At 30.9% G+C, this 20,748-nt stretch carries 21 protein-coding genes; 9 read left to right on the top strand and 12 right to left on the bottom strand.

Annotation, left to right across the window (positions count from 1 at the left end):
- The first annotated feature begins 3 nt into the window (after window positions 1–3).
- From DOS84_RS04600 to DOS84_RS04590, 3 genes are all read left to right on the top strand, one after another.
- Complete coding sequence (locus tag DOS84_RS04600) at window positions 4–309, top strand: 2TM domain-containing protein (RefSeq protein ID WP_111408937.1); 306 nt, start codon at window positions 4–6, stop codon at window positions 307–309.
- A 138-nt stretch (window positions 310–447) separates the two neighbouring features.
- Window positions 448–801: a 2TM domain-containing protein gene (locus DOS84_RS04595; RefSeq protein ID WP_111408936.1), complete on the top strand. Its 354-nt coding sequence runs from the start codon at window positions 448–450 to the stop codon at window positions 799–801.
- 91 nt (window positions 802–892) lie between these two features.
- Entirely contained in the window at window positions 893–1,663 is a 771-nt protein-coding gene (locus tag DOS84_RS04590; protein ID WP_111408935.1) for a LytR/AlgR family response regulator transcription factor, read from the top strand.
- A 92-nt stretch (window positions 1,664–1,755) separates the two neighbouring features.
- Here the strand turns inward: DOS84_RS04590 and DOS84_RS04585 are convergent, their stop codons facing one another.
- From DOS84_RS04585 to DOS84_RS04555, 7 genes are all read right to left on the bottom strand, one after another.
- Window positions 1,756–2,529, bottom strand: coding sequence for a CDP-alcohol phosphatidyltransferase family protein (locus DOS84_RS04585; protein WP_111408934.1), 774 nt, complete (start codon window positions 2,527–2,529; stop codon window positions 1,756–1,758).
- A gap of 171 nt (window positions 2,530–2,700) precedes the next feature.
- Window positions 2,701–3,720, bottom strand: coding sequence for a COX15/CtaA family protein (locus tag DOS84_RS04580; RefSeq protein ID WP_111408933.1), 1,020 nt, complete (start codon window positions 3,718–3,720; stop codon window positions 2,701–2,703).
- A gap of 21 nt (window positions 3,721–3,741) precedes the next feature.
- A complete protein-coding gene (locus DOS84_RS04575) occupies window positions 3,742–5,178 on the bottom strand; it encodes a CCA tRNA nucleotidyltransferase (protein ID WP_111408932.1) in 1,437 nt (478 codons plus the stop codon).
- A gap of 52 nt (window positions 5,179–5,230) precedes the next feature.
- On the bottom strand, window positions 5,231–5,797 hold the full coding sequence (locus DOS84_RS04570) for an L-threonylcarbamoyladenylate synthase (protein WP_111408931.1): 567 nt from the start codon (window positions 5,795–5,797) through the stop codon (window positions 5,231–5,233).
- A gap of 7 nt (window positions 5,798–5,804) precedes the next feature.
- Window positions 5,805–6,782: a glycosyltransferase family 2 protein gene (locus DOS84_RS04565; RefSeq protein WP_111408930.1), complete on the bottom strand. Its 978-nt coding sequence runs from the start codon at window positions 6,780–6,782 to the stop codon at window positions 5,805–5,807.
- Window positions 6,783–6,841: 59 nt separating this feature from the next.
- Window positions 6,842–8,434 carry a capsule assembly Wzi family protein gene (locus DOS84_RS04560; protein ID WP_111408929.1) on the bottom strand — a complete coding sequence of 531 codons (1,593 nt, stop codon included), beginning with the start codon at window positions 8,432–8,434 and terminating at the stop codon, window positions 6,842–6,844.
- A gap of 128 nt (window positions 8,435–8,562) precedes the next feature.
- Entirely contained in the window at window positions 8,563–9,507 is a 945-nt protein-coding gene (locus DOS84_RS04555; RefSeq protein WP_111408928.1) for a WaaS/CpsH family glycosyltransferase, read from the bottom strand.
- A gap of 268 nt (window positions 9,508–9,775) precedes the next feature.
- Here DOS84_RS04555 and DOS84_RS04550 point away from each other — a divergent pair, with 268 nt between their 5' ends.
- Entirely contained in the window at window positions 9,776–10,645 is an 870-nt protein-coding gene (locus DOS84_RS04550) for a glycosyltransferase family 17 protein (protein WP_124020618.1), read from the top strand.
- A 320-nt stretch (window positions 10,646–10,965) separates the two neighbouring features.
- On the opposite strand, the gene DOS84_RS04545 is transcribed toward DOS84_RS04550, so the two are convergent.
- Window positions 10,966–11,907, bottom strand: coding sequence for a glycosyltransferase family 2 protein (locus DOS84_RS04545; RefSeq protein ID WP_111408926.1), 942 nt, complete (start codon window positions 11,905–11,907; stop codon window positions 10,966–10,968).
- A gap of 349 nt (window positions 11,908–12,256) precedes the next feature.
- Between DOS84_RS04545 and DOS84_RS04540 the strand changes: the two genes are divergently transcribed.
- The gene (locus DOS84_RS04540; protein WP_111408925.1) at window positions 12,257–13,018 is read left to right on the top strand and encodes a Kdo domain containing protein; all 762 of its coding nucleotides are present in this window, start codon (window positions 12,257–12,259) and stop codon (window positions 13,016–13,018) included.
- Here DOS84_RS04540 and DOS84_RS04535 read toward each other — a convergent pair.
- The 3 genes from DOS84_RS04535 to DOS84_RS04525 form a co-directional block, all read right to left on the bottom strand.
- Window positions 13,002–13,793, bottom strand: coding sequence for a glycosyltransferase family 2 protein (locus tag DOS84_RS04535; protein ID WP_111408924.1), 792 nt, complete (start codon window positions 13,791–13,793; stop codon window positions 13,002–13,004). The two genes, DOS84_RS04540 and DOS84_RS04535, sit on opposite strands and share 17 nt — an antisense overlap.
- Entirely contained in the window at window positions 13,790–14,770 is a 981-nt protein-coding gene (locus tag DOS84_RS04530; RefSeq protein WP_111408923.1) for a glycosyltransferase family 2 protein, read from the bottom strand. Before DOS84_RS04530 ends, DOS84_RS04535 begins: the two co-directional genes overlap by 4 nt.
- 73 nt (window positions 14,771–14,843) lie before the next feature.
- On the bottom strand, window positions 14,844–15,908 hold the full coding sequence (locus DOS84_RS04525) for a glycosyltransferase family 9 protein (RefSeq protein ID WP_111408922.1): 1,065 nt from the start codon (window positions 15,906–15,908) through the stop codon (window positions 14,844–14,846).
- Window positions 15,909–16,032: 124 nt separating this feature from the next.
- On the opposite strand from DOS84_RS04525, the gene DOS84_RS04520 reads away from it, so the two are divergent.
- Window positions 16,033–16,782 (top strand): glycosyltransferase family 2 protein, encoded by a 750-nt coding sequence (locus DOS84_RS04520; RefSeq protein WP_111408921.1) that lies wholly within the window; start codon window positions 16,033–16,035, stop codon window positions 16,780–16,782.
- 77 nt (window positions 16,783–16,859) lie between these two features.
- On the opposite strand, the gene DOS84_RS04515 is transcribed toward DOS84_RS04520, so the two are convergent.
- Complete coding sequence (locus DOS84_RS04515) at window positions 16,860–17,675, bottom strand: 2,3,4,5-tetrahydropyridine-2,6-dicarboxylate N-succinyltransferase (RefSeq protein ID WP_111408920.1); 816 nt, start codon at window positions 17,673–17,675, stop codon at window positions 16,860–16,862.
- Window positions 17,676–17,898: 223 nt separating this feature from the next.
- On the opposite strand from DOS84_RS04515, the gene DOS84_RS04510 reads away from it, so the two are divergent.
- The 3 genes from DOS84_RS04510 (at window position 17,899) to DOS84_RS04500 (ending at window position 20,671) form a co-directional block, all read left to right on the top strand.
- Window positions 17,899–18,633 (top strand): class I SAM-dependent methyltransferase, encoded by a 735-nt coding sequence (locus DOS84_RS04510; protein ID WP_111408919.1) that lies wholly within the window; start codon window positions 17,899–17,901, stop codon window positions 18,631–18,633.
- 23 nt (window positions 18,634–18,656) lie between these two features.
- Window positions 18,657–19,067, top strand: a complete 411-nt coding sequence (gene ruvX, locus DOS84_RS04505) for a Holliday junction resolvase RuvX (protein WP_111408918.1) — start codon at window positions 18,657–18,659, stop codon at window positions 19,065–19,067.
- A gap of 110 nt (window positions 19,068–19,177) precedes the next feature.
- Window positions 19,178–20,671: a malate:quinone oxidoreductase gene (locus DOS84_RS04500; RefSeq protein ID WP_111408917.1), complete on the top strand. Its 1,494-nt coding sequence runs from the start codon at window positions 19,178–19,180 to the stop codon at window positions 20,669–20,671.
- The last annotated feature ends 77 nt before the right edge of the window (window positions 20,672–20,748 follow it).

Genomic DNA, 20,748 nt, shown 5'->3' with positions numbered 1-20,748 from the left:
GTCATGGAAAATCAAAATACAGACGAAGAACGCTATTATAAAGCGAGAAAAAGAGTAGAAGAGATAAAAGGTTTTTATGGAAATTTGATTTCCTATATAGTGGTAAATTGCTTTTTACTAGTATTAAATTTAGTAACATCGCCACAGTATTTATGGTTCTTTTGGCCTTTATTGGGATGGGGAATTGGTGTTCTTTTTCATGGATTAAAAGTTTTTAATTATTCACCATTTTTTAATAGAGAATGGGAAGAACGAAAAATTAAAGAATATATGGAAAAAGAAGAGCAAACAAAAAAAACGTGGGAATAATAATTTAAGAGCTGCTAAGAGTTTAAGTTTCTAAGATTCTAAGTTTAAAGAAAAGTAACTCAATTTCGAGCTTATTAGTTTGGCTTTTTAAATCTTAGTGCCTTAGCAACTTAGAATCTAAAAATAAAATAAAATAAAATGGGAAGATATAGAAAACGGTTATTAGAAAATTTTCAGGATGAAAATTTCAATCCAGACACAAGATATGAATTGGCTTATAAAAGAGTAAAAAGAATCAAAGGATTCTATATTCATTTACTGATTTATGTTTTGGTAAATGCTTTTATAATTGTCTCTAGTTTTAATAGGAGCGTATTGGGAACCGAAGTTTTTTTTAGATGGGAAACTTTTTCCACAGCATTGTTTTGGGGCATCGGTTTGGTAGCTCATGGAATGTCTGTTTTTGGTAGAGATCTATTTTTTGGTGCCGACTGGGAAGAAAGAAAAATCAAAGAGTTTATGGATAAAGACAAGAGTCAAAAGTGGGAGTGAGTTGTCAGTTAGCAGAAAATAGTAATCAGTGAAATTTCAAAATCTGCAATCTGCAATCTAAATTCTGCAATCTGTAATCTAAAATTTAAATATGACCACAATAATAATAGAAGACGAAAAACCGGCGGCAAGATTGTTGCAACGCAAACTCGAAAAAATAAATGTTCAGGTAGAAGTGATGCTTCATTCTGTTGAAGAAGCGTTGAATTGGTTTTCCGAAAATGAACATCCCGATTTAATTTTTTTGGACATCCAATTATCGGATGGTTTGTCATTTGAAATCTTCGAAAAAACGGACATAAAAAGTGCTGTTATTTTCACGACTGCTTACGACGAATATGCATTGCGTGCATTCAAATTAAACAGCATTGATTACCTTTTGAAACCCATCGACGAAGATGATTTGGAAGTTGCAGTAACGAAGTTTAAAAATCATTTTCAGCTTTCAAAAAATGCAGGAAATGAATCCATACAATTGGATTTTGAACAAATTCGAAAAATGCTTTCGAACCCTTTTGAAAAAACATTCAAAAAAAGATTTACCGTAAAAATAGGGCAGCATCTCAAGGTGATTTCCACCGATGAGATTGAATGTTTTTTTAGCGAAAATAAGGGAACATATATTCACACTTTCGATAACAGAAATTATTTGATGGATTGCACTTTGGAAGTTTTGGAGCAAGAATTAGATACTACTGATTTTTATAGAATCAGCAGAAAATTCATAATTCCGCTAAAGGCAATAAAGGAAATTGTAGTGTACAGCAACTCTAGGTTAAAGATTATTTTGCCTACTTATAAGGAAGACGAGGTGATTGTAAGTCGGGAAAAGGTGTCGGATTTTAAAAATTGGATAAGTTAAAAACAACTTCAAATTATTAATGATGTAATTTGTTTTAAAATACTGAATTAATGTAGTTTAAACATCGTGTATAGATTTTGTTTATGATGATTTTAAGGCTGTATAAATGCTTTTCTTATCGCTATTAGCACAAAAATAAGAAAAGAGTAAATTATAAAAAACGGGGCGATGTACTCTAGCCCGTTTAAAGAAAGCATAACAGCAATTATCAATAATTGAAAACCCAATCCATAAATTGAAAGAATTGTCATGAACCAATTTGGAAATGATTTTACCTTGTATGCCTCTTTGTCCAAAGCATGAATAATCTTGTCAAAAACACCATAAACGAGAGTATAAATTTTGAACAAAATATCGACTGATTTTTGACTTTCACCAGGTAATGCACGTGGGGATTGGTCTTCGAAAATTTGACTTGTTGCGTCTCCTCCAACAGATTTATTTCTCAAAATTACATAGTAATAGTTGTACAAAGTGCCTTGCAATTGTATCCCGATAAATGCCAAAAAAGTTATACAAAAAGTAGTTTTTGACACATAGCAAATAGTCATCAATATCAAAAAATTCAAGATTATATCGAACACGCTATCAAGGTATCTTCCAGTGTACGATGGTGTATTTTTAACTCGTGATAATTCACCATCGGCGGCATCAATTATTGATTTTAAAATAATGAAAAAAGAGGCCAAAAAATAGTGATTTTGTAAAATACAAAAGATAGCAATCAGACCAGAAATACCGAAAAGAAGTGTTACGTGAATGGGGGTAAAACGAGTATTTTTTAATTGATTGGCAAATATTTTGGCAAGCGGTCTACCGTAATCGGATAAATCAAGAAATTGATTTTGAGCAGCAAGTTTAGACATTTTAATGGATGAAAGAACAAGATGTGACAATATAGTCAGACTACAAAAGTAAGTCTAATTTAAGTATTTGAATCGTAAACAGTAGTTAAAAATAACAAAAACGCTTTTAGAAACAGTTTCTTCAAAGAAGTCATTCTGTTTCTAAAAGCATTTTTTAGCTATAAAATAGTGTTATTTGCTCAATCGATGCAAAGTGTATGTCATTGCCGTCAAAAGAAAGAACGCTACAATTTGATGGGTTAAACCAAGCCAAAGTGGTACGCTGTACAGTAATGTAAAAACACCCAAAGTAAATTGAAGAAAAACGATTAGCACCAATGCATTCAATCCGTTTTGTTGTTGTGAAGACAGTTGGTATTTTTTGCTTTTAAAGTAGAGGAATAAAATGAATCCCACAACAACATAAGCTAAGGTTCTGTGTACCAGTTGAACGCCACTTTTTCCTTCGGTAAGGTTTAGTAGCAATGTTTTTTGCTCAATAAATACACTGTCGTGAATGAATTGTCCATCGCTCATCATGGGCCAATGGTTGTGAATTAGACCTGCATTTAGACCTGCAACAAATCCACCGTATACAATTTGCAAAAGCAAAAACACTAATGCAAATCGAGCTATTTTTTGTAAAGGAACAATGGCTTCTTTTCTATCTGGATAGATTAAATCCAGTGCTACCCAAAGAGTATAGGCAAAAGTTAGAAAAGCAAAAGTGAGGTGCAGCGAAAGACGAAAATGACTCACGTCCGGATTGTCAATCAAACCACTTTTTACCATAAACCATCCAAAAAAGCCTTGCAAAGCACCCATTCCGAGTAGCACGAAACATTTATTTAATGTGGCTTTGTCAATTTTCTTTTTGGCTAAGAAATAAAAGAATGGAACAATGAAAACCAGACCAATTATTCTCCCTATAAAACGGTGAAACCATTCCCAAAAATAGATAAACTTATAATCAGAAAGTGTGAAATCGTTGTGAATATTGATTTTTTGGTATTCAGGGAACTGTTTGTATCGGTCGAATGCTTCCTGCCATTTGACTTCGGTAAGAGGAGGAAGAGTATCGGTTACCAAATGCCAGTCGGTCATCGATAAACCTGAATTTGTCAATCGAGTGATACCACCCACGACAACCATTACAAACACTAAAAAGCAACCTGAAAGTAGCCAGATAATTACGGATTTGTTATTTTTCATTTTTAATTATGTTAATCTTTCTCAGTTTTTTTCCACTTTCTGTAATCCCAACTTCTGCGCTTTTTTCATCATAAATTCATAGGCGGCATCATAATCATTGGCAATTTCCCCTTCAAGTATGGCTTCTTTAATGGCTTCTTTAAGTATCCCTATTTCGCGGGAAGGCTTCAGGTCGAAAATTCCCATAATCTCTTCGCCGGAAATTGGCGGTTGAAAATTGCGAATGTGGTCGCGTTCTTCGACTTCGACAATTTTTTTGCGTACAATTTCAAAATTACTATGATATTTCCTGAATTTATTAGGGTTTTTGGTGGTAATATCGGCTTCACAAAGTGTCATTAAATTTTCCACATCTTCCCCTGCATCAAAAACCAAACGTCGTACTGCCGAGTCTGTTACTATATCTTGTGCCAAAACGATTGGACGGGAACTCATAATGACCATTTTTTGGACAAATTTCATTTTATGGTTCAATGGCATGTGTAAGCGTTCAAATATTTTTTTTACCATTTTCCCGCCAAGAAATTCATGTCCGTGAAAAGTCCACCCTTGCTTTTTGTTGAAGCGTTTAGTTGGAGCTTTCCCAATATCGTGAAGCAAAGCCGACCAACGTAACCAAACATCGTCGGTATTTGGACAAATATTATCCACTACTTCAAGCGTGTGGTAAAAGTTGTTTTTGTGGGTGTGACCTTCTATTTCTTCCACTTGGTTTAAAGCGGTCAATTCAGGAAGGATAATATCCAAAAGTCCAGTTTTAAATAATAACAAAAATCCAACGGAAGGTTTGTCTGTAGAAAGGATTTTATTCAATTCTTCGACAATACGCTCACCGGAAATGATTTTGATACGTTCAGCATTTTTGGTAATGGAGTCCAATGAATTTTGGTCTATTTCAAAACCCAATTGAGTTGCAAACCGAATTCCTCTTAGCATTCGCAAAGGATCATCAGAAAAAGTGATGTCTGGGTCGAGTGGCGTTTTTATGATTTTGTTTTCCAAATCGCAAATACCGCCGAAGGGATCAGAAAGAGCACCAAAATTAGTAGCGTTCAATGATAAAGCTAGGGCATTAATGGTGAAATCGCGCCTGTTTTGATCGTCTTGGAGCGTTCCGTTTTCAACAATAGGATTTCTGCTGTCAAGATTATAGGATTCTTTTCGAGCGCCCACAAATTCAATTTCGGTGTCTTCAAAACGCAACATTGCAGTTCCATAAGTCTTAAAAACTTGTACTTTTGGTTTTTTAGGAAGTAAATCAGATACTTTCAGGGCCAGTTCGATTCCACTTCCAACGGCTACAACATCGATATCTTTTTTTGAGTTTCTGTTTAAAAGTAAATCACGTACAAAACCACCAATCACATAACTTTCGACATTTAGTTCTTGGGATGCTTGCGAAATGACTTCGAATATTTTATTATTTAAGGCTTCTTTGTATGAAGTTTTAGTGCTCATTTTTATTGGTTTAAAGCTTAAAGTTTAAAGTGGTTAAACTGAAAACTGAAAACTATTTGCGAATCACTTTTACCTGTGAATCATTAGTTAATTTAATGATTGTTGAAGGTTTTCCAGCAATTTTATCGTGGTGCAAATTTACAACATAGTCAACTCCTTTTATAATTTCGGGACTAATTTCTTTGAAACTTTTTGGAGTCGGTTGGCCAGAAATATTAGCCGAAGTGGAGACCAATGGTTTTTTCATACGTTCCATCAGTTTGAAACAAAAAGGTTCTTTGACAAGACGAATGCCCAATGTATTATCGGGCGCAATAATGTTTGGAGCTACATTACGAGGTTTGTCTAAAACTAAAGTAGTTGGATTTTCGGAAAAGTCCATAATTTGCCAAGCTACTTCTGGTATTTCTTTGAAAACATTGTAAATCATTTTTTCGCCATTCATCAGGCAAATCATGCTTTGGGTCTCGGCTCTTTGTTTGAGTTTATATATTTTAGCGACAGCTTCTGGATTGGTTGCATCACATCCAATTCCCCAAACGGTGTCGGTAGGGTAGAGGATGATTCCGCCTTCTTTTATGACTTCGAATGCGTTGTGTATTTCTTGATTGATGTCCATTTTGTTTTTAATTTAATTGTCTTTTTCCTCTCATCTTGTCGGTCAAATTTCTAAAAAAATAGAAAATTGGATTGGCTTTTTTTAGCGATTCATTGCATTTTTTGAATAAATCCAAATAAGTTTCGGCTATTTCGTTAAAATTTACTGGAAAGTCATTCTTAACTTCTTTGGAAGCAGTTTTAAATTTCAAATAATTGCGAAAATATAGTTTAGCTAATTGGCTATGTTCCTGAAATGAGTTTGGTGTGTCATGACCTAAAATGTGGTTGCTCTTTAATTGATATTTCTTTGATTTACTTATTTTAAGATTACTACTAATACCACTTTGTTGGCTAGAATGAATTCTGTATGAGATTAATTTATCGGTTAGATATTCTAAATTGTTTCGCGAGGCTATAACTATTGCAATCCATTCATCATGATAGAATTTTTTGATATTAGGAATGGGCAAAATTAATTTTTTTATTTCCTTTTTAATACAAAGGGTGGCACCAGTCACCATATTTGCTTTAAATAAAATATGCTGATATAAATCAATTGGTTTTGATAATTGATTTTCCATAAAAAAAACAGAATCCCAAAGAGAGTGTGTTTCGATTTTTTTATTTTCACCATTAAATAAATCTCCATTAGTAAAAACGGCTTCAGTTGATGGATTCTTAAAAAAATGTTGAATGACTTTCTCTACCTTGTTTTCTTTCCAAATATCATCCTGATCACTTAAAAAAATGTAATCCCCAGAACAAAATTCAATTGCTTTTTCAAAATTTTTAGTACTTCCTAAATTAATTTGGTTCTTATATAAAGATATTTTATTGGGATTTTCTATTTGAATTAGCTCAATAATTGTAATAGTTTTATCATTGGATCCATCATCACAAATGATTATTTCATCAATAGCTACAGTTTGGTTAAAAATACTTTCAAGCTGTTCTTTAATATATTTTTCTCCATTATAAGTACACATTGCAACAGAAGTTTTCATAGTGTGTTTTCTTTTATTGAATAAAATGAAAAATTACATTTTTGATATCTTGCTTTTTTTTATAACTGATATTGCAATGATAATTGAAATTGCAGATTAATTTTGTTATTGTCTAAAAGCCACTGATAATTGCGAATTTCAGAAAGATTTAGGTTTGCTTGAACACCTAAGTTACCAAATTTTCGATAAGCATAAGTGTTTAATTTTAAATCAACCCATTTGTGATTATAGTATGTATAGGCATCATAATAAAAATCCATATTATGAGCATATCGTTCTACTTGAATTCCCCAAACTTTATCCTTTTCCCAAACACTAAAATCTAAAGTCTGTGAATTACTCCCAGGTCCTATACCTGCCCCAAGAACTTCTCCTTTATTGGTGTAGCCATGTTTTATGATTCCATGAAGATACCAAGCGCCCGCAGGTCTTACGATACGGTCAGCACTTTGTTCTAAATGAGTAGTTTCAAAATTTACTTTCAAATATTTATTCTTGGTTTTATTAAGTATAAAAAGTTTATTAAAACCAAAAAGATATGCTCTGGAATGTTCTGGGGATTCAGATAAATCCCAAAGTGTTGAGGAGTGATCGTTCCAACCGGTTTCTCCATAAAATTCGAATTTTGATTCTTTCATAGCCCATCTAAAAAATAGAGCAGCTAATTGGTCCCTGTTTTTTGGATCTTCGTTTGTTAGATTTTTTTTCTGAAAAGGATCAAAAATTGGCATATAATCTGAAAAACTGTTTCCCATGTCATCACGATAAACTTGTATAGTACGATTCAATCCCACAAATAGGCCAGGAATCCATTTAGGGTGATAGTTTATGGAGAGTCCATTGATATAGCGCCAATCATTGCTTTTGGGAATCTCGTAATCCACGCCATCAATTATAAATTGTGATTTCGGGCTCCTTAAGCCAGATCCCTCTAATTTACCAGATATAATTTGTCCTTCAAAACTTCCTATAAAAGTTTCTACTGGCTGTCTCGTATTTAAGGTGAAATGTAAAAACCCTGTTGCGTTATTGCTCATTATCAACGAATTTCTATTTCCTGGACCCCACCACAAGTTTTCAGTAGATATACCAACAGAAAATTTATTAATGTTGAGTTTGATATTACTCTGACCCCAGTTTAATTTACTATAGGAATTATCTCCATAGGGAGTAGGTAGATCAGTATAGTTTAAATAATAAGCATTGATTTGACGAACTGAGCTAGATTCAGTTAATGGGAAAATGTCAAAATCAGGATTAGCGGCATATACATATTCTGGTTTTAACTGTACACTCAAAATCCCATATTGAGCGTATAAACCAGCAGTAAGAAGTGTTTGATATCCTTTTGCAGGAATCATCGAACCATCATTCCAACCATAAGGAGCAAATGTATTGTATTGCTGAGTTAATGTAATGGGAAGTATCTTTGTTGTTACTTTTTTGGAATGGATGTCATATGTTTGTGTAGAATCTACTATTTCTAATGCTAACGGCCTTAAAGTATAAGATATTAATGGATTTCCATTACCCAATAATTGTTCATTTCTGCTTCTTTGTTCTATTAGATCAATAGAACCTACTGGGATGCTCTGTGCCTTTAAAGATAAAGCTGTTAAAATGGTAATAGCTAATGTGAATTGTATTTTCATGAATTTGTTTTTTCAAAAAATGGTTTTTAATAAAGTATTTTGGAATAAATTAATTTTAAAAAATGCAAATATACTTTATTAATGTTGGATTATTAATTGAAAATTATCTAATTGTAAAGTTGATAAGGTTAATTTAAAACTTGATTAATCCATCCCTTTATAGTATAATTTTTGAGCATTTCTTTGGAGATTTTCTCGTATTTGGTATTGAAAAAATCCAAAGAGATATTAGGTTTTTTCTCATCTATTATCAATATGTTATTAGGGTTGTAGAAATCATAATTTTTAATGTCTGCATTTGTGGTGATTAATTTTTTTTGTAAACCAATACTTTCAAATACTCTAAAAGTGAGTCCTTTTTGTCCTTTTCTATTAATGTCAAGTAAAACCTGGGAAGTGTGCAAATAATCATTAACCTCAGTCAATGGAATTTGTTTTGATATGTATTCAATATTAGACTTCTGGTTTTTATTTTTTTTATCAAAAACAATAATTTTATAATTAATGTTTTTTTCTTTTAAAATTGAGACTATTTTTAATATTAATGAAAAACGCCTGTCTTTGGAGCTAATGTTAAAAACTTGATAATTAGTTTTTTTTTGCTCGCTTTTTGGAATAGGATAAATCCAATTGGTAAGGAACTTTAGATTGTATTTTTCGCAATCGTCTTTTTCAAAAGAATATACTTCATCAAAATTTGGAATTGTGTGTTTAATTTTTGGACATCTTGTAATACTGTCATTAAAAAATGCAATAGATTTTTGTGTAAATTTCTTAAATTCCAAAATAGATTTAGGGTCAATGAAATCTCCTTTAATGGTTAGAATTATGTCTTGGATTTCATTGTTTTTTTCTAACTTCTTGAGTATTTCTTTACCGTAATAAATGTTTTTAATGTTTTTGCTAAATATTGTCTTTAAAATAAAATTGTAAAGTTTAGTTTGAAAATTGGGGTAATTGTGCTTAAAATCAAAAAAATTAATATGATGTACTATATGGCCGTTTTGTTCCAAAGCATTTTTTAAGTTATTATTGAGTCCCCAATTATCATAGCTTATTATTGTTATTTTCATTTAAGAATATTTTAATACTGTTGTGCGAATTAATTACAAATGTACTTGATAAATGATTGTTTTTAAATTAAATAATCTTGTTTTTGTTTTGATAAATGATATAAAAAAGTTACTAAATACAAGCTTTTTTCTTGCTTTATGGTTAAATTTTTTTAAAATTATTTTTTTAGAATTCGCAAATTTAGATTTTTTAATTTAAATAAGTTATGCTTAATCTATTAGTATAGTAATTTTGATTTAATTCGAAACCTACTTATTTTTATTATATTTGTGCAAAAAAGATATGGTCTATGATTGTTTTATTTTCTTTAATGAATTAGATTTACTAGAAATACGGCTAAATGAATTAAACGATGTTGTTGATAAATTTGTATTGGTAGAAGCTGATAGAACATTTCAAAATTCTTCAAAACCTTTTATTTTTGAAGAAAATAAAGAGCGTTTTTCTGGATTTTTAGATAAGATAATACATGTAAAAATATCAAAGTATCCATTATTTGTTCCAATATTTAATCCTTTTTCTCCATGGAAAATAGAATTCTTTCAAAGAAATTCTATTGTCAAAGGTTTAGTAGACTGTAAACCTGATGATATTATACTGATTTCTGATGTTGATGAAATTCCAGATGCTTCAGTAATTAAAAAATATATTCATCAAGGAATAAATAAAATTTATGGGTTGAAGATGGATATGTTTATGTATTTTCTTAATAATAAGCTTGTGTTTGACAGTGGAAGCAATATGACTAAAGAAGAATCCATAGATGGGATTTGGCATTGTACCGCAATGGTACCCTATAGACTTTTTAAAAAGAAGCCTTTTAAAATTCGAAAAACAATTATGCGAACCAAAAGAAGGGGAGAAGTTTATGAAATTATTCCAAATGCTGGATGGCATTTTACTTATGTTGGAGGTGTTAAAAAAATAATTCAAAAATTAGAGGCTTTTTCTCATTCAGAATATAATTTAGCAGAGTATAAAGATGAAAAAAGTATAATTGAATTAATTAACACTGGTAAAGATCTCTTTGGTCGAGAAATGGAGTTTGAAGTCATAAGTAAAGATTCTAATTTGCCCAAATACTTAAAGACTAAAGAAGGATATAATAAATTTGAGAAACTTTTTATTGTTAAATAAATTTTCTAAAATTGCATTGAATTATTGGATTTAAGCAATATAAGATGACAGATTTAGTGAAAATTTGTTCTTTATAAAAAAGACTTAAGTGAACCTTCAAGAATTTTAAACACACACACATAATTGGTTTAACACAAATATAATCGTTATATAATTCCTGTATAGTTAAAAACTATAAAATATAATTGATTAAAGGTTTTTTAAAATACTATTTCGGAAGAACCTTAGGGTATAATTGTTGTTTTCATATGCAACCGGTTTTTTTTAAAATCTATCAATTTATTAGTAACTAATTAAATCTATACCAACTTCATATTTTGCTATTTAATAATTTGTATTTTTTGAATTTGTTTTAAAGATTTAGTCAAAGGGGCTCCATTTAAAACTAATACGAAAAGAGCTCTGTTTTTAGTTTTTACGATACCACTGAAAAAATATTTAATAGTAAGGAAAACCAAAACTATTTTATGTGCCCAAAAGCCATAGTGTTTTTGGATTACATATAATAAAGATATTTTTAATTCTTTCTTAATTGCTATAGATTGTGTGGTGCTAACGCCATGTAAATGAATATATTTTGCATCAGGTATTAAATAGGCCAATTTGGATATGTTGAGCAATCGTTTGCATAAATCAGATTCTTCATGATATAAAAAGATATTTGTGTCAAATCCTCCAATTTCATTAAAATCCTCAGTTCTCATAAACATAAAACTTCCTGTAATATAGTTTACTCGTGTAGGATTGTCGTAAAGTTTCTTGCTTTTGGGATATTTTATGGGATTTAATTTTTCTAATATTTTTTTTCCAAAAAGCTCAGTATATGGAGATGCAAAATGATCTGAACAAAGCATAAATGAGCCATCTTCTTTATAGGCTTGACCTCCAACTATACCAGTATTTTTGTTTTCTTCTAAGAATTTTTTGAGTATTGAAAGGCAATCATTCAGTAGTAATGTGTCATTGTTTAAAAAGGCTAAATAATTAGCATTCGCATATTGTACACCATGCATATTTCCGCCTCCAAAACCAGTGTTGATATTACTGCGATATAATTTTATTTTAGGATTATTTTCCTGATCACAAAATTTCTTTAAATTTAAATAGTCTTTTTCTTCAGAGGCATTGTCTGTGATGATGATTTGAAAATTTAAATTATCAGATGTATTTTTAAGTATTGAATGGATGCAGTTGATACTGTGTTCGCTTGAATTATAGTTTATAAGAATTACTGCAATATCGTATTTTTCTTGCGTTGTCATAAGTATCTATTCTTTGTGTTGTATTTGATATGTTTAAAAAACATTTTTGCAAAGTAACAAATAAAAAACATGAAAATAGTTCAATTTTGAGGTGCTAAATTAAGAAATAGGTCCTATAATGATTAATTTATATTGCAAAAACAGAACAGTTTATAGATATAGTTTTGTAACAAGAAAAAAGATATATCTGGCTGAATAGTATTATTTGCAATCATTATTTAATTTATTGTATTTAAATAAGTAACTCAATTATTGTCCAATGCATTTATATTGTTAGAAAAGTAGTGTTTTTTAGAGGTCTAAAAAAATCATTTGGTATTTTTGCCAAAATTTTAATGTCATAAAGCTAATGTCTCATATTATAAATTCAAAATTTACTTCAAAATCTACTGAAATCGATAGTTATATTCGTGATTTCAAAACTTCAGGAAAAATCTTTGGTGACGGCAAAAGAAATATCATCAAGTTATTTGAACTTGATGATATGATTGTTAATATCAAATCTTTCAAAATCCCAAATTTGATTAATAAGATTGCTTATCGATATTTTAGAAAGTCAAAAGCAAGACGCTCTTTTGAATATGCTACTCTTTTATTGGAAAAAGGAATTGGGACGCCACAACCTATCGCTTATTCGGAGAATTATAATTGGATAGGATTGAAAGACAGTTATTATGCCAGTGAACATCTTCAATGTGATTTGACCTACAGAGAATTAGTGGAAATTCCAACTTATCCTGATCATGAAAATATTCTGCGCCAGTTTACTCGTTTTTCTTATTCTTTGCATCAAAAAGGAATTGAGTTCAAAGATCATTCTCCTGGAAATACATTAATTAAAAAGAGTGTTGAAGGGCAATATCATTTCTTTTTGGTTGATTTGAATAGAATGAATTTTCATGAAAAAATGTCGTTTGAATTGCGAATGAAAAATCTCTGCCGATTAACACCTGTAAAAGAAATGGTAGCCGTAATGAGCAATGAATATGCAAAAGCATCAGGTGAGCCTGAGAATTTGATATTTGAAACTCTTTGGCGATATACTGCCGATTTTCAAGAAAGATTTCACAGAAAGAAAAGATTGAAGAAGAAACTTAAATTTTGGAAGTAAGATTCTGATTTTGTTTCCATAGTTTTTTTAACTCTTTGTATCGTACAACTATAGAATAAGCATTTAGGTAGCAGATAATTATTCCTTTTTTGCCATCAAGGAATCCTAATCTAATGAAATAGTTGTAAAGAAAATTATAACTGGGATGGAAAAACTGATGTAATAATGTTGGCTTTATTTTTTTTATAAATTTTTCCTGAGCTTTAAATTTTCCGTAAAAAATAATCTTTTCCCTGTAATCATGATAACTACAATAGGAATGGTGAATTAGTTTGTTTTTTAAAAAACCAATTTCACCATTAACTATTAGTTTTTCGTGAACCAATCTTTTTTCATCATATCTCGCTGATTTTTTATCGAAAAGGCGGAATATCTTGTCCGTTTGATTGCCACTATACTTTAAAACAGTATTCTCAAACATAAAAATTCTTTCAAAAAAGTAAGCTACATAAGTTTGGTTGTTTTGTAGCGTTTCTATAATTTCCTGCTTTAATTCAGGAGTTAAAATCTCGTCTGCATCAAGAAATAGTATCCAGTCATTTTTGGCTTGTGAGATTGCAAAATTTCTTTGTGTGGAAAAATTTTCAAATTTATTTTGTATAAACGTTACTTTAGGAAAAGTTTTAGCAATAAATTCTGTTTCATCTGTACTAAACGAATCGACAATTATTATTTCATCCGCAAAATCTAAATCTGATAATAAAGCTTTTAAATGTTTTTCTTCATTTAAAGTTATAATTAACACAGACAATTTTTTAGCATTGCTATTTGTCATAAGTCGACTTTTTGATAGTTTACAGATCTTTTACTTAACCAAGTTTGTTTTTTTATCGCATTAAAATAATAGGAACAAAGATTTTTGAGAATGTATCTATTTGTTCTCAATTTTAAATTAAAAAATAAAAATAAGCTTAAAAGTGATAGAAAGGTTTTTTCTAAAAGTATAAAGAGTATCAAAAACACATGTGCTAGTGCCTTGGTTGATGGCTTAAAATTATTGTTTATGTATACATGTTTTGAAATGATAACTTCTGTTTTGCTGATATGTTCCGTTTCAAAATCATTTCTTGAAGAACCACCGTGTTCATGTAATATAGTTGTATTTCTAGTCACTGCCATTTTACCATTCCTCTGGGCTATTTTTCTGCAAATTTCTACATCTTCAAAGTAGAGCCAATAATCCTCATTCCAACCATTTACTTTTTTGAACCAATCTCTACTTATAAAAATTACTGCTCCCGTGACCCAGTCAGGATAAAATAATTCTTTTTTGGAGTCGAAAATTGTGTCTGTTCTTTTTTTAATTATTTTTCTAAAAAAAAACCTGCTTATCGCAAAAAGACGCGCTAGTGATGGAAAAATGTTGGTTTGATAAAAAAAATGATTTTTTTTGTCAACCTGTAAACATGATAATATTCCTATTTCTGAATGTTTTTTATAAGTTTTATAAAGTGTGTTTAGGGTATTGGGTGAAATTACGGTGTCAGGATTCAGAAATAAAAAATATTCTCCTTTTGCTTCTTTTGCTCCTAGGTTGCATCCATTCGCAAAACCAGAATTAGTATTGTTTCTGATGAAAATAAAGTCTTTAAATTTATTTTGAAACGAATCAAACTCTCTATCATTCGAAAAATTATCAACAATGATTACTTCAAAATTCATGTTTGTTTTATCTATTGAAAGTAATGATTCTAGACAGTTATGTAATGGCTTCCAACTTCGGTAGTTGACTATAATAATTGAAACATCCATTATATGATAAGATAAGTTTTTGATTAATTTGATGGTGTAAATTGGACTTATTTAATAGGGCTTAATCGTATTGTTAATTATTATTTATAAAAAAATCAATTTTATCTTTAAATAGTTCGGGAGAAAGTTGTTGATATAAAGAGGTGTGGTTTTTCTTTATCTCATCATGATTAATATTAGTAAATAACTCAGGTTTGAAATCTTTTAAATGAACAGATATGTTTTTTATTCCATCCTCAAAAGTTGCCCAAATTTTCTTTTCTACGAAAGGAGAAAAAATCGTAAAGGCAGGTTTGTTTAAGGCTTTTGCCATATTGATTGCTCCTCCATCATTACCGATAATTAAATCACATTGATTCATTATAGATATAAATGATCTCAAATCTTTACCGAATAATTCAAAATGTATTTTTTCTTGAGTCTCTTGTGAACAGGAATTATAAATAGATTTGGCATCCTCAATTTGATTTTCAAAATAATTGAAAAGTATTGTTACGTCTTTATGGTTTGCGACATATTCAACAACCTTCACCATGTATTCTAGAGGATAGGTTTTGTTTTTCTCACTTCCTAGTAGACTAATCATTATCGTTTTTTTGCTTCTGTTTATTTTGTGTTTTTCAAAAAGTAAAATTGTTTCTTCATTTTCTTCTGAACTCACAAATAATTTGGGATAAGGATCTATCGCATTTTGATCTAGATTTAAGGGCTCCAATAATAAAAGTCTATTGTCAATGGCAAATCCATATTTTGGCGTGTCGGTATTTTCAAAACGTTTTAAATTATGTGTATAAAACAATTTAGTGTACCATTTGTGATAGGCTATTTTAAAATGAGAACCAGCAAACATTGTAATTAGATTTGTTTCTAATTTATTATAAACATCAATTATGACATCGTATTTTTTAGCTCTAATTTCAAAAATAAACTTAAATAGTGAAAAATAATTTTTTCTGACCTTGTGGGATAATGGTATTACGTTGTCAATATTTGGATTTCCTATTAAAACGTCAAGACTATTGGTATAACACATATAGTCAATTGTATATAGCGGAAATTGTTTTTTTAAATTATTGCATATTATCGTACTTGTAAGCACATCACCAATTCTTTTTTGCTGAATAACTAAAATTCTCATATTGAATAAACTTAATTTGAGTGCTAAAATACAAAGTATTTACAGATATTTGCGGGAGCTGGATTATAAATGGAGTAATCTAGTTGGAAAAACTATATTTTTGTAGCAGCAAATAAATATTACGATGGCGATAAGTGGTTTGATTATTACTTTTAATGAGGAAAAAATGATAGGAAAGTGCATTGATGCGCTTTTTAGAGTTTGTAATGAAGTAATAGTAGTTGATTCTTTGAGTAAAGATAGAACAGTTGAGATAGCTAAAGCAAAAGGGGCAATAGTAATTGAACAACCTTTTTTAGGCGATGGTCCCCAACGTACTCATGGTTTACCTTTTTGTAAAAATGATTGGATTCTCAACTTGGATGCCGATGAGTTTTTGGATAAAGACGCTGAGGATTATATTTTAAAAGAAAAATATCTAAAAGGAGATTATGATGCCTTTAGTTTTAGAGTAAAAAACTTTTTGGGTGATAAATTAATTGATTTTGCAGGTTGGTATCCAGACCATAAAGTACGTTTTTTTAATAAAAAATCAGCAAATCCATCTAATTCAAAAGTGCATCAAACTATAGTTGCCACCAATGAGAAGAAAGTTCCTGTTCATATACTGCACTATGGTTGGGACTCCTTGGAACAAATTATTTCCAAAAAAAATCAATATTCAAGTTGGCATGCACAACAACTTTTTGATCAAGGTGTAAGGATATCAGGGTATAAGCCAATTCTAAATGGAACAGTTGCATTTGTACGTTGTTATTTCTTTAAAAAAGGGTTTTTGAATGGATTGGACGGATTGACAATTTCTATGATTCAAAGTTTTTTTTCTTATATGAAATATGCCAAACTAATTAAAATTCAGAAGAAAAATAGTTGATATTTTGAATTTTGGTCGATATAAAAAGAGGTCTTATTTTACAAAATAAGACCTCTTTTCTTTATGAAAAATAATTTTTAAACTGCTACGTCGTATTCTCTTAACGCGTTATTTAAAGATGTTTTTAAATCAGTAGATGGTTTACGAGTTCCGATAATTAAAGCGCAAGGCACTTGGAATTCACCAGCAGCAAATTTTTTGGTATAACTTCCAGGAATTACTACTGAACGAGCAGGAACAAAACCTTTCATTTCTAAAGGCTCATCACCAGTTACATCAATGATTTTTGTTGAGGCTGTCAAACACACATTGGCACCAAGAACAGCTTCTTTACCAACATGAACACCTTCAACTACAATGCAACGAGAACCTACAAAAGCACCATCTTCAATAATAACAGGAGCGGCTTGCAATGGTTCTAATACTCCACCAATTCCAACACCACCACTTAAGTGTACATTTTTACCAATTTGAGCACAGCTTCCCACAGTTGCCCAAGTATCCACCATTGTTCCTTCATCGACATAAGCACCAATGTTTACATAACTTGGCATCAAGATTACACCACTTGAAATATAAGCACCGTATCGAGCTACAGCATTTGGAACTACACGAATTCCTTTTTCAGCATAACCTCTTTTTAATAACATTTTATCATGGTATTCAAAAATTCCAGATTCTAATGTTTCCATTTTTTGGATAGGGAAGTACATCACAACGGCTTTCTTTACCCATTCGTTTACTTGCCATCCTTCGCCAACAGGCTCAGCAACACGTAATTTTCCTGCATCTAATAATTCTATAACTTCTCTGATGGCATCAGTAGTGGTTGTTTCTTGCAATAAAGCACGGTTTTCCCAAGCTTGTTCTATTATTGTTTGTAATGAATTCATTTTTGATAGATTTTTGGCAAAGATACCATTTTTAACCAATAGCAAAAAAGAGAAATTGTATTGAAAATGTTATAGATTTAACTTGTAGTTGATTAAATGTAGTAAATTTGATAAACGAAAAAGTAAAGGAATATGAAATGAGTATTACTTAAAAATTGGTCACATTAGCAAAGGATGAAATACGAATTACATATGACCGATAAAAAACAATAAATATCAACATATGAAAGATAATTTTTCTAAACAAGCATTAGAATATTCAAAATATCGTCCACATTATCCCGATGAAATGATTGACTATTTAATTTCGTTTGTAAAAAACAAATCAAAAGCACTTGATGTTGCTACCGGAAATGGACAAATTGCTCATAAACTCTCTACTGTTTTCGAAAAAGTTTATGGAATTGATATTAGTCAAAACCAACTGGATAATGCTATTCAAGCACCTAATTTAGTGTATCAATTGGAGTCGGCCGAAAAGACAAGCTTCGATAATCAGACTTTTGATTTAATTACTGTTGCCCAAGCTATTCATTGGTTTGATTTTGATTTGTTTTACAAAGAAATCTACAGAATTTTGAAACCCGATGGAACCTTTGCTGTTTTGGGATATGGATTGTTTTCTACCAATGCCGAATCCGATGTGATACTCCGCAATTATTATTACAATATAGTTGGGGAGTATTGGGATAAAGAGCGAAAATATTTGGATGAAAACTATACGACGATTCCATTTCCTTTTGATGAAATTGCTATCGATAGTTTTGAAAATCATTTTACTTGGTCTTTTGAAGAATTGATGGGATATCTCGAAACATGGTCGGCAACACAGCATTATATTTTGAAAAACAAAAGCAATCCATTGGAATTGATTAGGGAAGAATTGAATATTTCTTGGCAAAATAATGACAAGAAAGTGACTTTTCCTTTGTTGTTCAGAATTGGGAAATTAAAATAGTTACCTTTGATAAAAAAAATAAAATGCCAAGAATACTCTCTATAGATTACGGACAAAAACGAACAGGAATAGCAGTTACCGATGAATTGCAAATTATTGCTTCGGGTTTGACTACGATTCCCTCCACAACTGCAATTGCTTTTTTGAAAGATTATTTTGCTAAAGAAAAAGTAGAAGCAGTACTTATTGGTGAACCCAAACAAATGAATGGTGAACCATCTGAAAGTGCATCCATAATTAAAGGATTTGTAACTCATTTTACCAATCACTTTCCTGATATGAAGGTAATTCGCGTTGATGAACGTTTTACTTCCAAAATGGCTTTTCAAACAATGATTGATAGCGGGCTCAATAAAAAACAGCGTCAAAATAAAGCTTTAATTGATGAAATTTCGGCCACTATAATGCTTCAAGATTATTTGAATCGAAAATAGCACTCTTAATTTAACAAACTGTTATGTTTTTTGGGTGTTTTGTAACCAAAAAATAATTTTTTTTTGTGATTTTTAGAACTATTTTTGCAACTTCTTAAAAACACACAAAAATGTCCGATACAACAATACGATCCAATTCTGATGTAGTTCTAATTGGAGCTGGGATTATGAGTGCTACTCTAGGTTTAATTTTAAAAGAATTACAACCTGATTTAAAGATTGATATTTACGAAAGATTAGATGTTGCAGCGGCAGAAAGTTCTGACGCATGGAATAATGCAGGGACAGGACATTCCGCTTTTTGTGAGCTTAATTATACTCCTGAAAGTGCTGATGGAAAAATAAATCCAAATAAAGCAATTAGTATTGCAGAACAATTTGAGGTTTCCAGACAGTTTTGGTCTTATTTGGTCAAAGAAGGAAAACTTTCAACTCCAGAAGATTTTATAAAAAGTATTCCTCATATTAGTTTTGTGTGGGGTGATAAAAATGTTGACTTTCTAAAAAATAGGTTTGAAGCTTTGCAATCAAATCCTCTTTTTGCCGAAATGATTTTTAGCACTGATATTTCTGAATTGCAAAAATGGATGCCTTTAGTAATGGAAGGCAGAAATCTAGATGAAAAAGTAGCTGCAACTTCAATGAAAATTGGTACGGATGTAAATTTTGGTACATTGACCAGAAGCATGCTGGCTTATTTGACAAAGCTGGATAATGTGACTATACACTACAGCCATGAAGTAAAAAAATTAAAACAGAGAGAAGACAAATCTTGGAGGATAAAAATTACTGATTTGGCTACCGGTCAAAAGAAAAAAGTATATACCAAATTTGTTTTTATAGGTGCTGGTGGAGGTTCATTGCCATTATTGGAAAAAGCAAATGTACCCGAAGGAAAAGGATACGGAGGTTTCCCTGTTAGTGGACAATGGCTAAAATGTACTAATCCCGAAGTTATAGCAAAACATCAAGCTAAAGTATATGGGAAAGCTAGTGTAGGTGCGCCACCAATGTCTGTTCCTCACGTAGATACTCGAATGATTGATGGAGAAAGAGCATTGCTTTTTGGACCATTCGCTGGATTTTCTACCCGATTTTTAAAAAATGGCTCTTATTCAGATTTACCGTTGTCTATAAAACCAGATAATGTAATTCCGATGATTGTTGCTGGATACAAAAACATTCCGCTTACTAAATATTTAATAGAGCAAGTGCGTCAATCTCCAAAAGACAGAATGAATGCCTTGCGCGAATATGTCCCTAATGCCAGAACAAAAGATTGGAAACTGGAAAGAGCAGGTCAACGCGTTCAGGTTATCAAAAAAGACGAAGAGTTAATTGGAAAATTAGAGTTTGGTACAGAAATTATCAATACAAACGATGGGACTTTGGCGGTCTTATTAGGAGCTTCTCCAGGAGCCTCAACTGCTGTTTCTATTATGGTTGAGTTGGTGGGTAAATGTTTCCCAGAGCAATTTAGTTCTCCGGAGTGGCAGGAAAAAGTGAAAGCTATGATTCCTTCTTTTGGCCAGTCTTTAAATGAAAATTCAGAGCTATTGGCAGCTATTAGAAATAATACTGCTGAAGTTTTAAAATTAAGCTAAATCTAGTTTAATTATTAATTTTTGGAGCAACAGCATAAGGCTTTTTAGTCACATAGAACCTGCTCTACACTATATCT

This window comes from Flavobacterium aquariorum, assembly GCF_003254745.1.
GTDB lineage: Bacteria > Bacteroidota > Bacteroidia > Flavobacteriales > Flavobacteriaceae > Flavobacterium > Flavobacterium aquariorum.
The sequence above is the reverse complement of the archived record's forward strand: the minus strand, read 5'-3'. Positions and strand labels throughout refer to the sequence as shown.

Coding starts and splice junctions, on each gene's coding strand:
- DOS84_RS04600 (WP_111408937.1), top strand. CDS start 4: ATGGAAAATCAAAATACAGACGAAGAACGCTATTATAAAGCGAGAAAA.
- DOS84_RS04595 (WP_111408936.1), top strand. CDS start 448: ATGGGAAGATATAGAAAACGGTTATTAGAAAATTTTCAGGATGAAAAT.
- DOS84_RS04590 (WP_111408935.1), top strand. CDS start 893: ATGACCACAATAATAATAGAAGACGAAAAACCGGCGGCAAGATTGTTG.
- DOS84_RS04585 (WP_111408934.1), bottom strand. CDS start 2,529: ATGTCTAAACTTGCTGCTCAAAATCAATTTCTTGATTTATCCGATTAC.
- DOS84_RS04580 (WP_111408933.1), bottom strand. CDS start 3,720: ATGAAAAATAACAAATCCGTAATTATCTGGCTACTTTCAGGTTGCTTT.
- DOS84_RS04575 (WP_111408932.1), bottom strand. CDS start 5,178: ATGAGCACTAAAACTTCATACAAAGAAGCCTTAAATAATAAAATATTC.
- DOS84_RS04570 (WP_111408931.1), bottom strand. CDS start 5,797: ATGGACATCAATCAAGAAATACACAACGCATTCGAAGTCATAAAAGAA.
- DOS84_RS04565 (WP_111408930.1), bottom strand. CDS start 6,782: ATGAAAACTTCTGTTGCAATGTGTACTTATAATGGAGAAAAATATATT.
- DOS84_RS04560 (WP_111408929.1), bottom strand. CDS start 8,434: ATGAAAATACAATTCACATTAGCTATTACCATTTTAACAGCTTTATCT.
- DOS84_RS04555 (WP_111408928.1), bottom strand. CDS start 9,507: ATGAAAATAACAATAATAAGCTATGATAATTGGGGACTCAATAATAAC.
- DOS84_RS04545 (WP_111408926.1), bottom strand. CDS start 11,907: ATGACAACGCAAGAAAAATACGATATTGCAGTAATTCTTATAAACTAT.
- DOS84_RS04540 (WP_111408925.1), top strand. CDS start 12,257: ATGTCTCATATTATAAATTCAAAATTTACTTCAAAATCTACTGAAATC.
- DOS84_RS04535 (WP_111408924.1), bottom strand. CDS start 13,793: ATGACAAATAGCAATGCTAAAAAATTGTCTGTGTTAATTATAACTTTA.
- DOS84_RS04530 (WP_111408923.1), bottom strand. CDS start 14,770: ATGGATGTTTCAATTATTATAGTCAACTACCGAAGTTGGAAGCCATTA.
- DOS84_RS04525 (WP_111408922.1), bottom strand. CDS start 15,908: ATGAGAATTTTAGTTATTCAGCAAAAAAGAATTGGTGATGTGCTTACA.
- DOS84_RS04520 (WP_111408921.1), top strand. CDS start 16,033: ATGGCGATAAGTGGTTTGATTATTACTTTTAATGAGGAAAAAATGATA.
- DOS84_RS04515 (WP_111408920.1), bottom strand. CDS start 17,675: ATGAATTCATTACAAACAATAATAGAACAAGCTTGGGAAAACCGTGCT.
- DOS84_RS04510 (WP_111408919.1), top strand. CDS start 17,899: ATGAAAGATAATTTTTCTAAACAAGCATTAGAATATTCAAAATATCGT.
- ruvX (WP_111408918.1), top strand. CDS start 18,657: ATGCCAAGAATACTCTCTATAGATTACGGACAAAAACGAACAGGAATA.
- DOS84_RS04500 (WP_111408917.1), top strand. CDS start 19,178: ATGTCCGATACAACAATACGATCCAATTCTGATGTAGTTCTAATTGGA.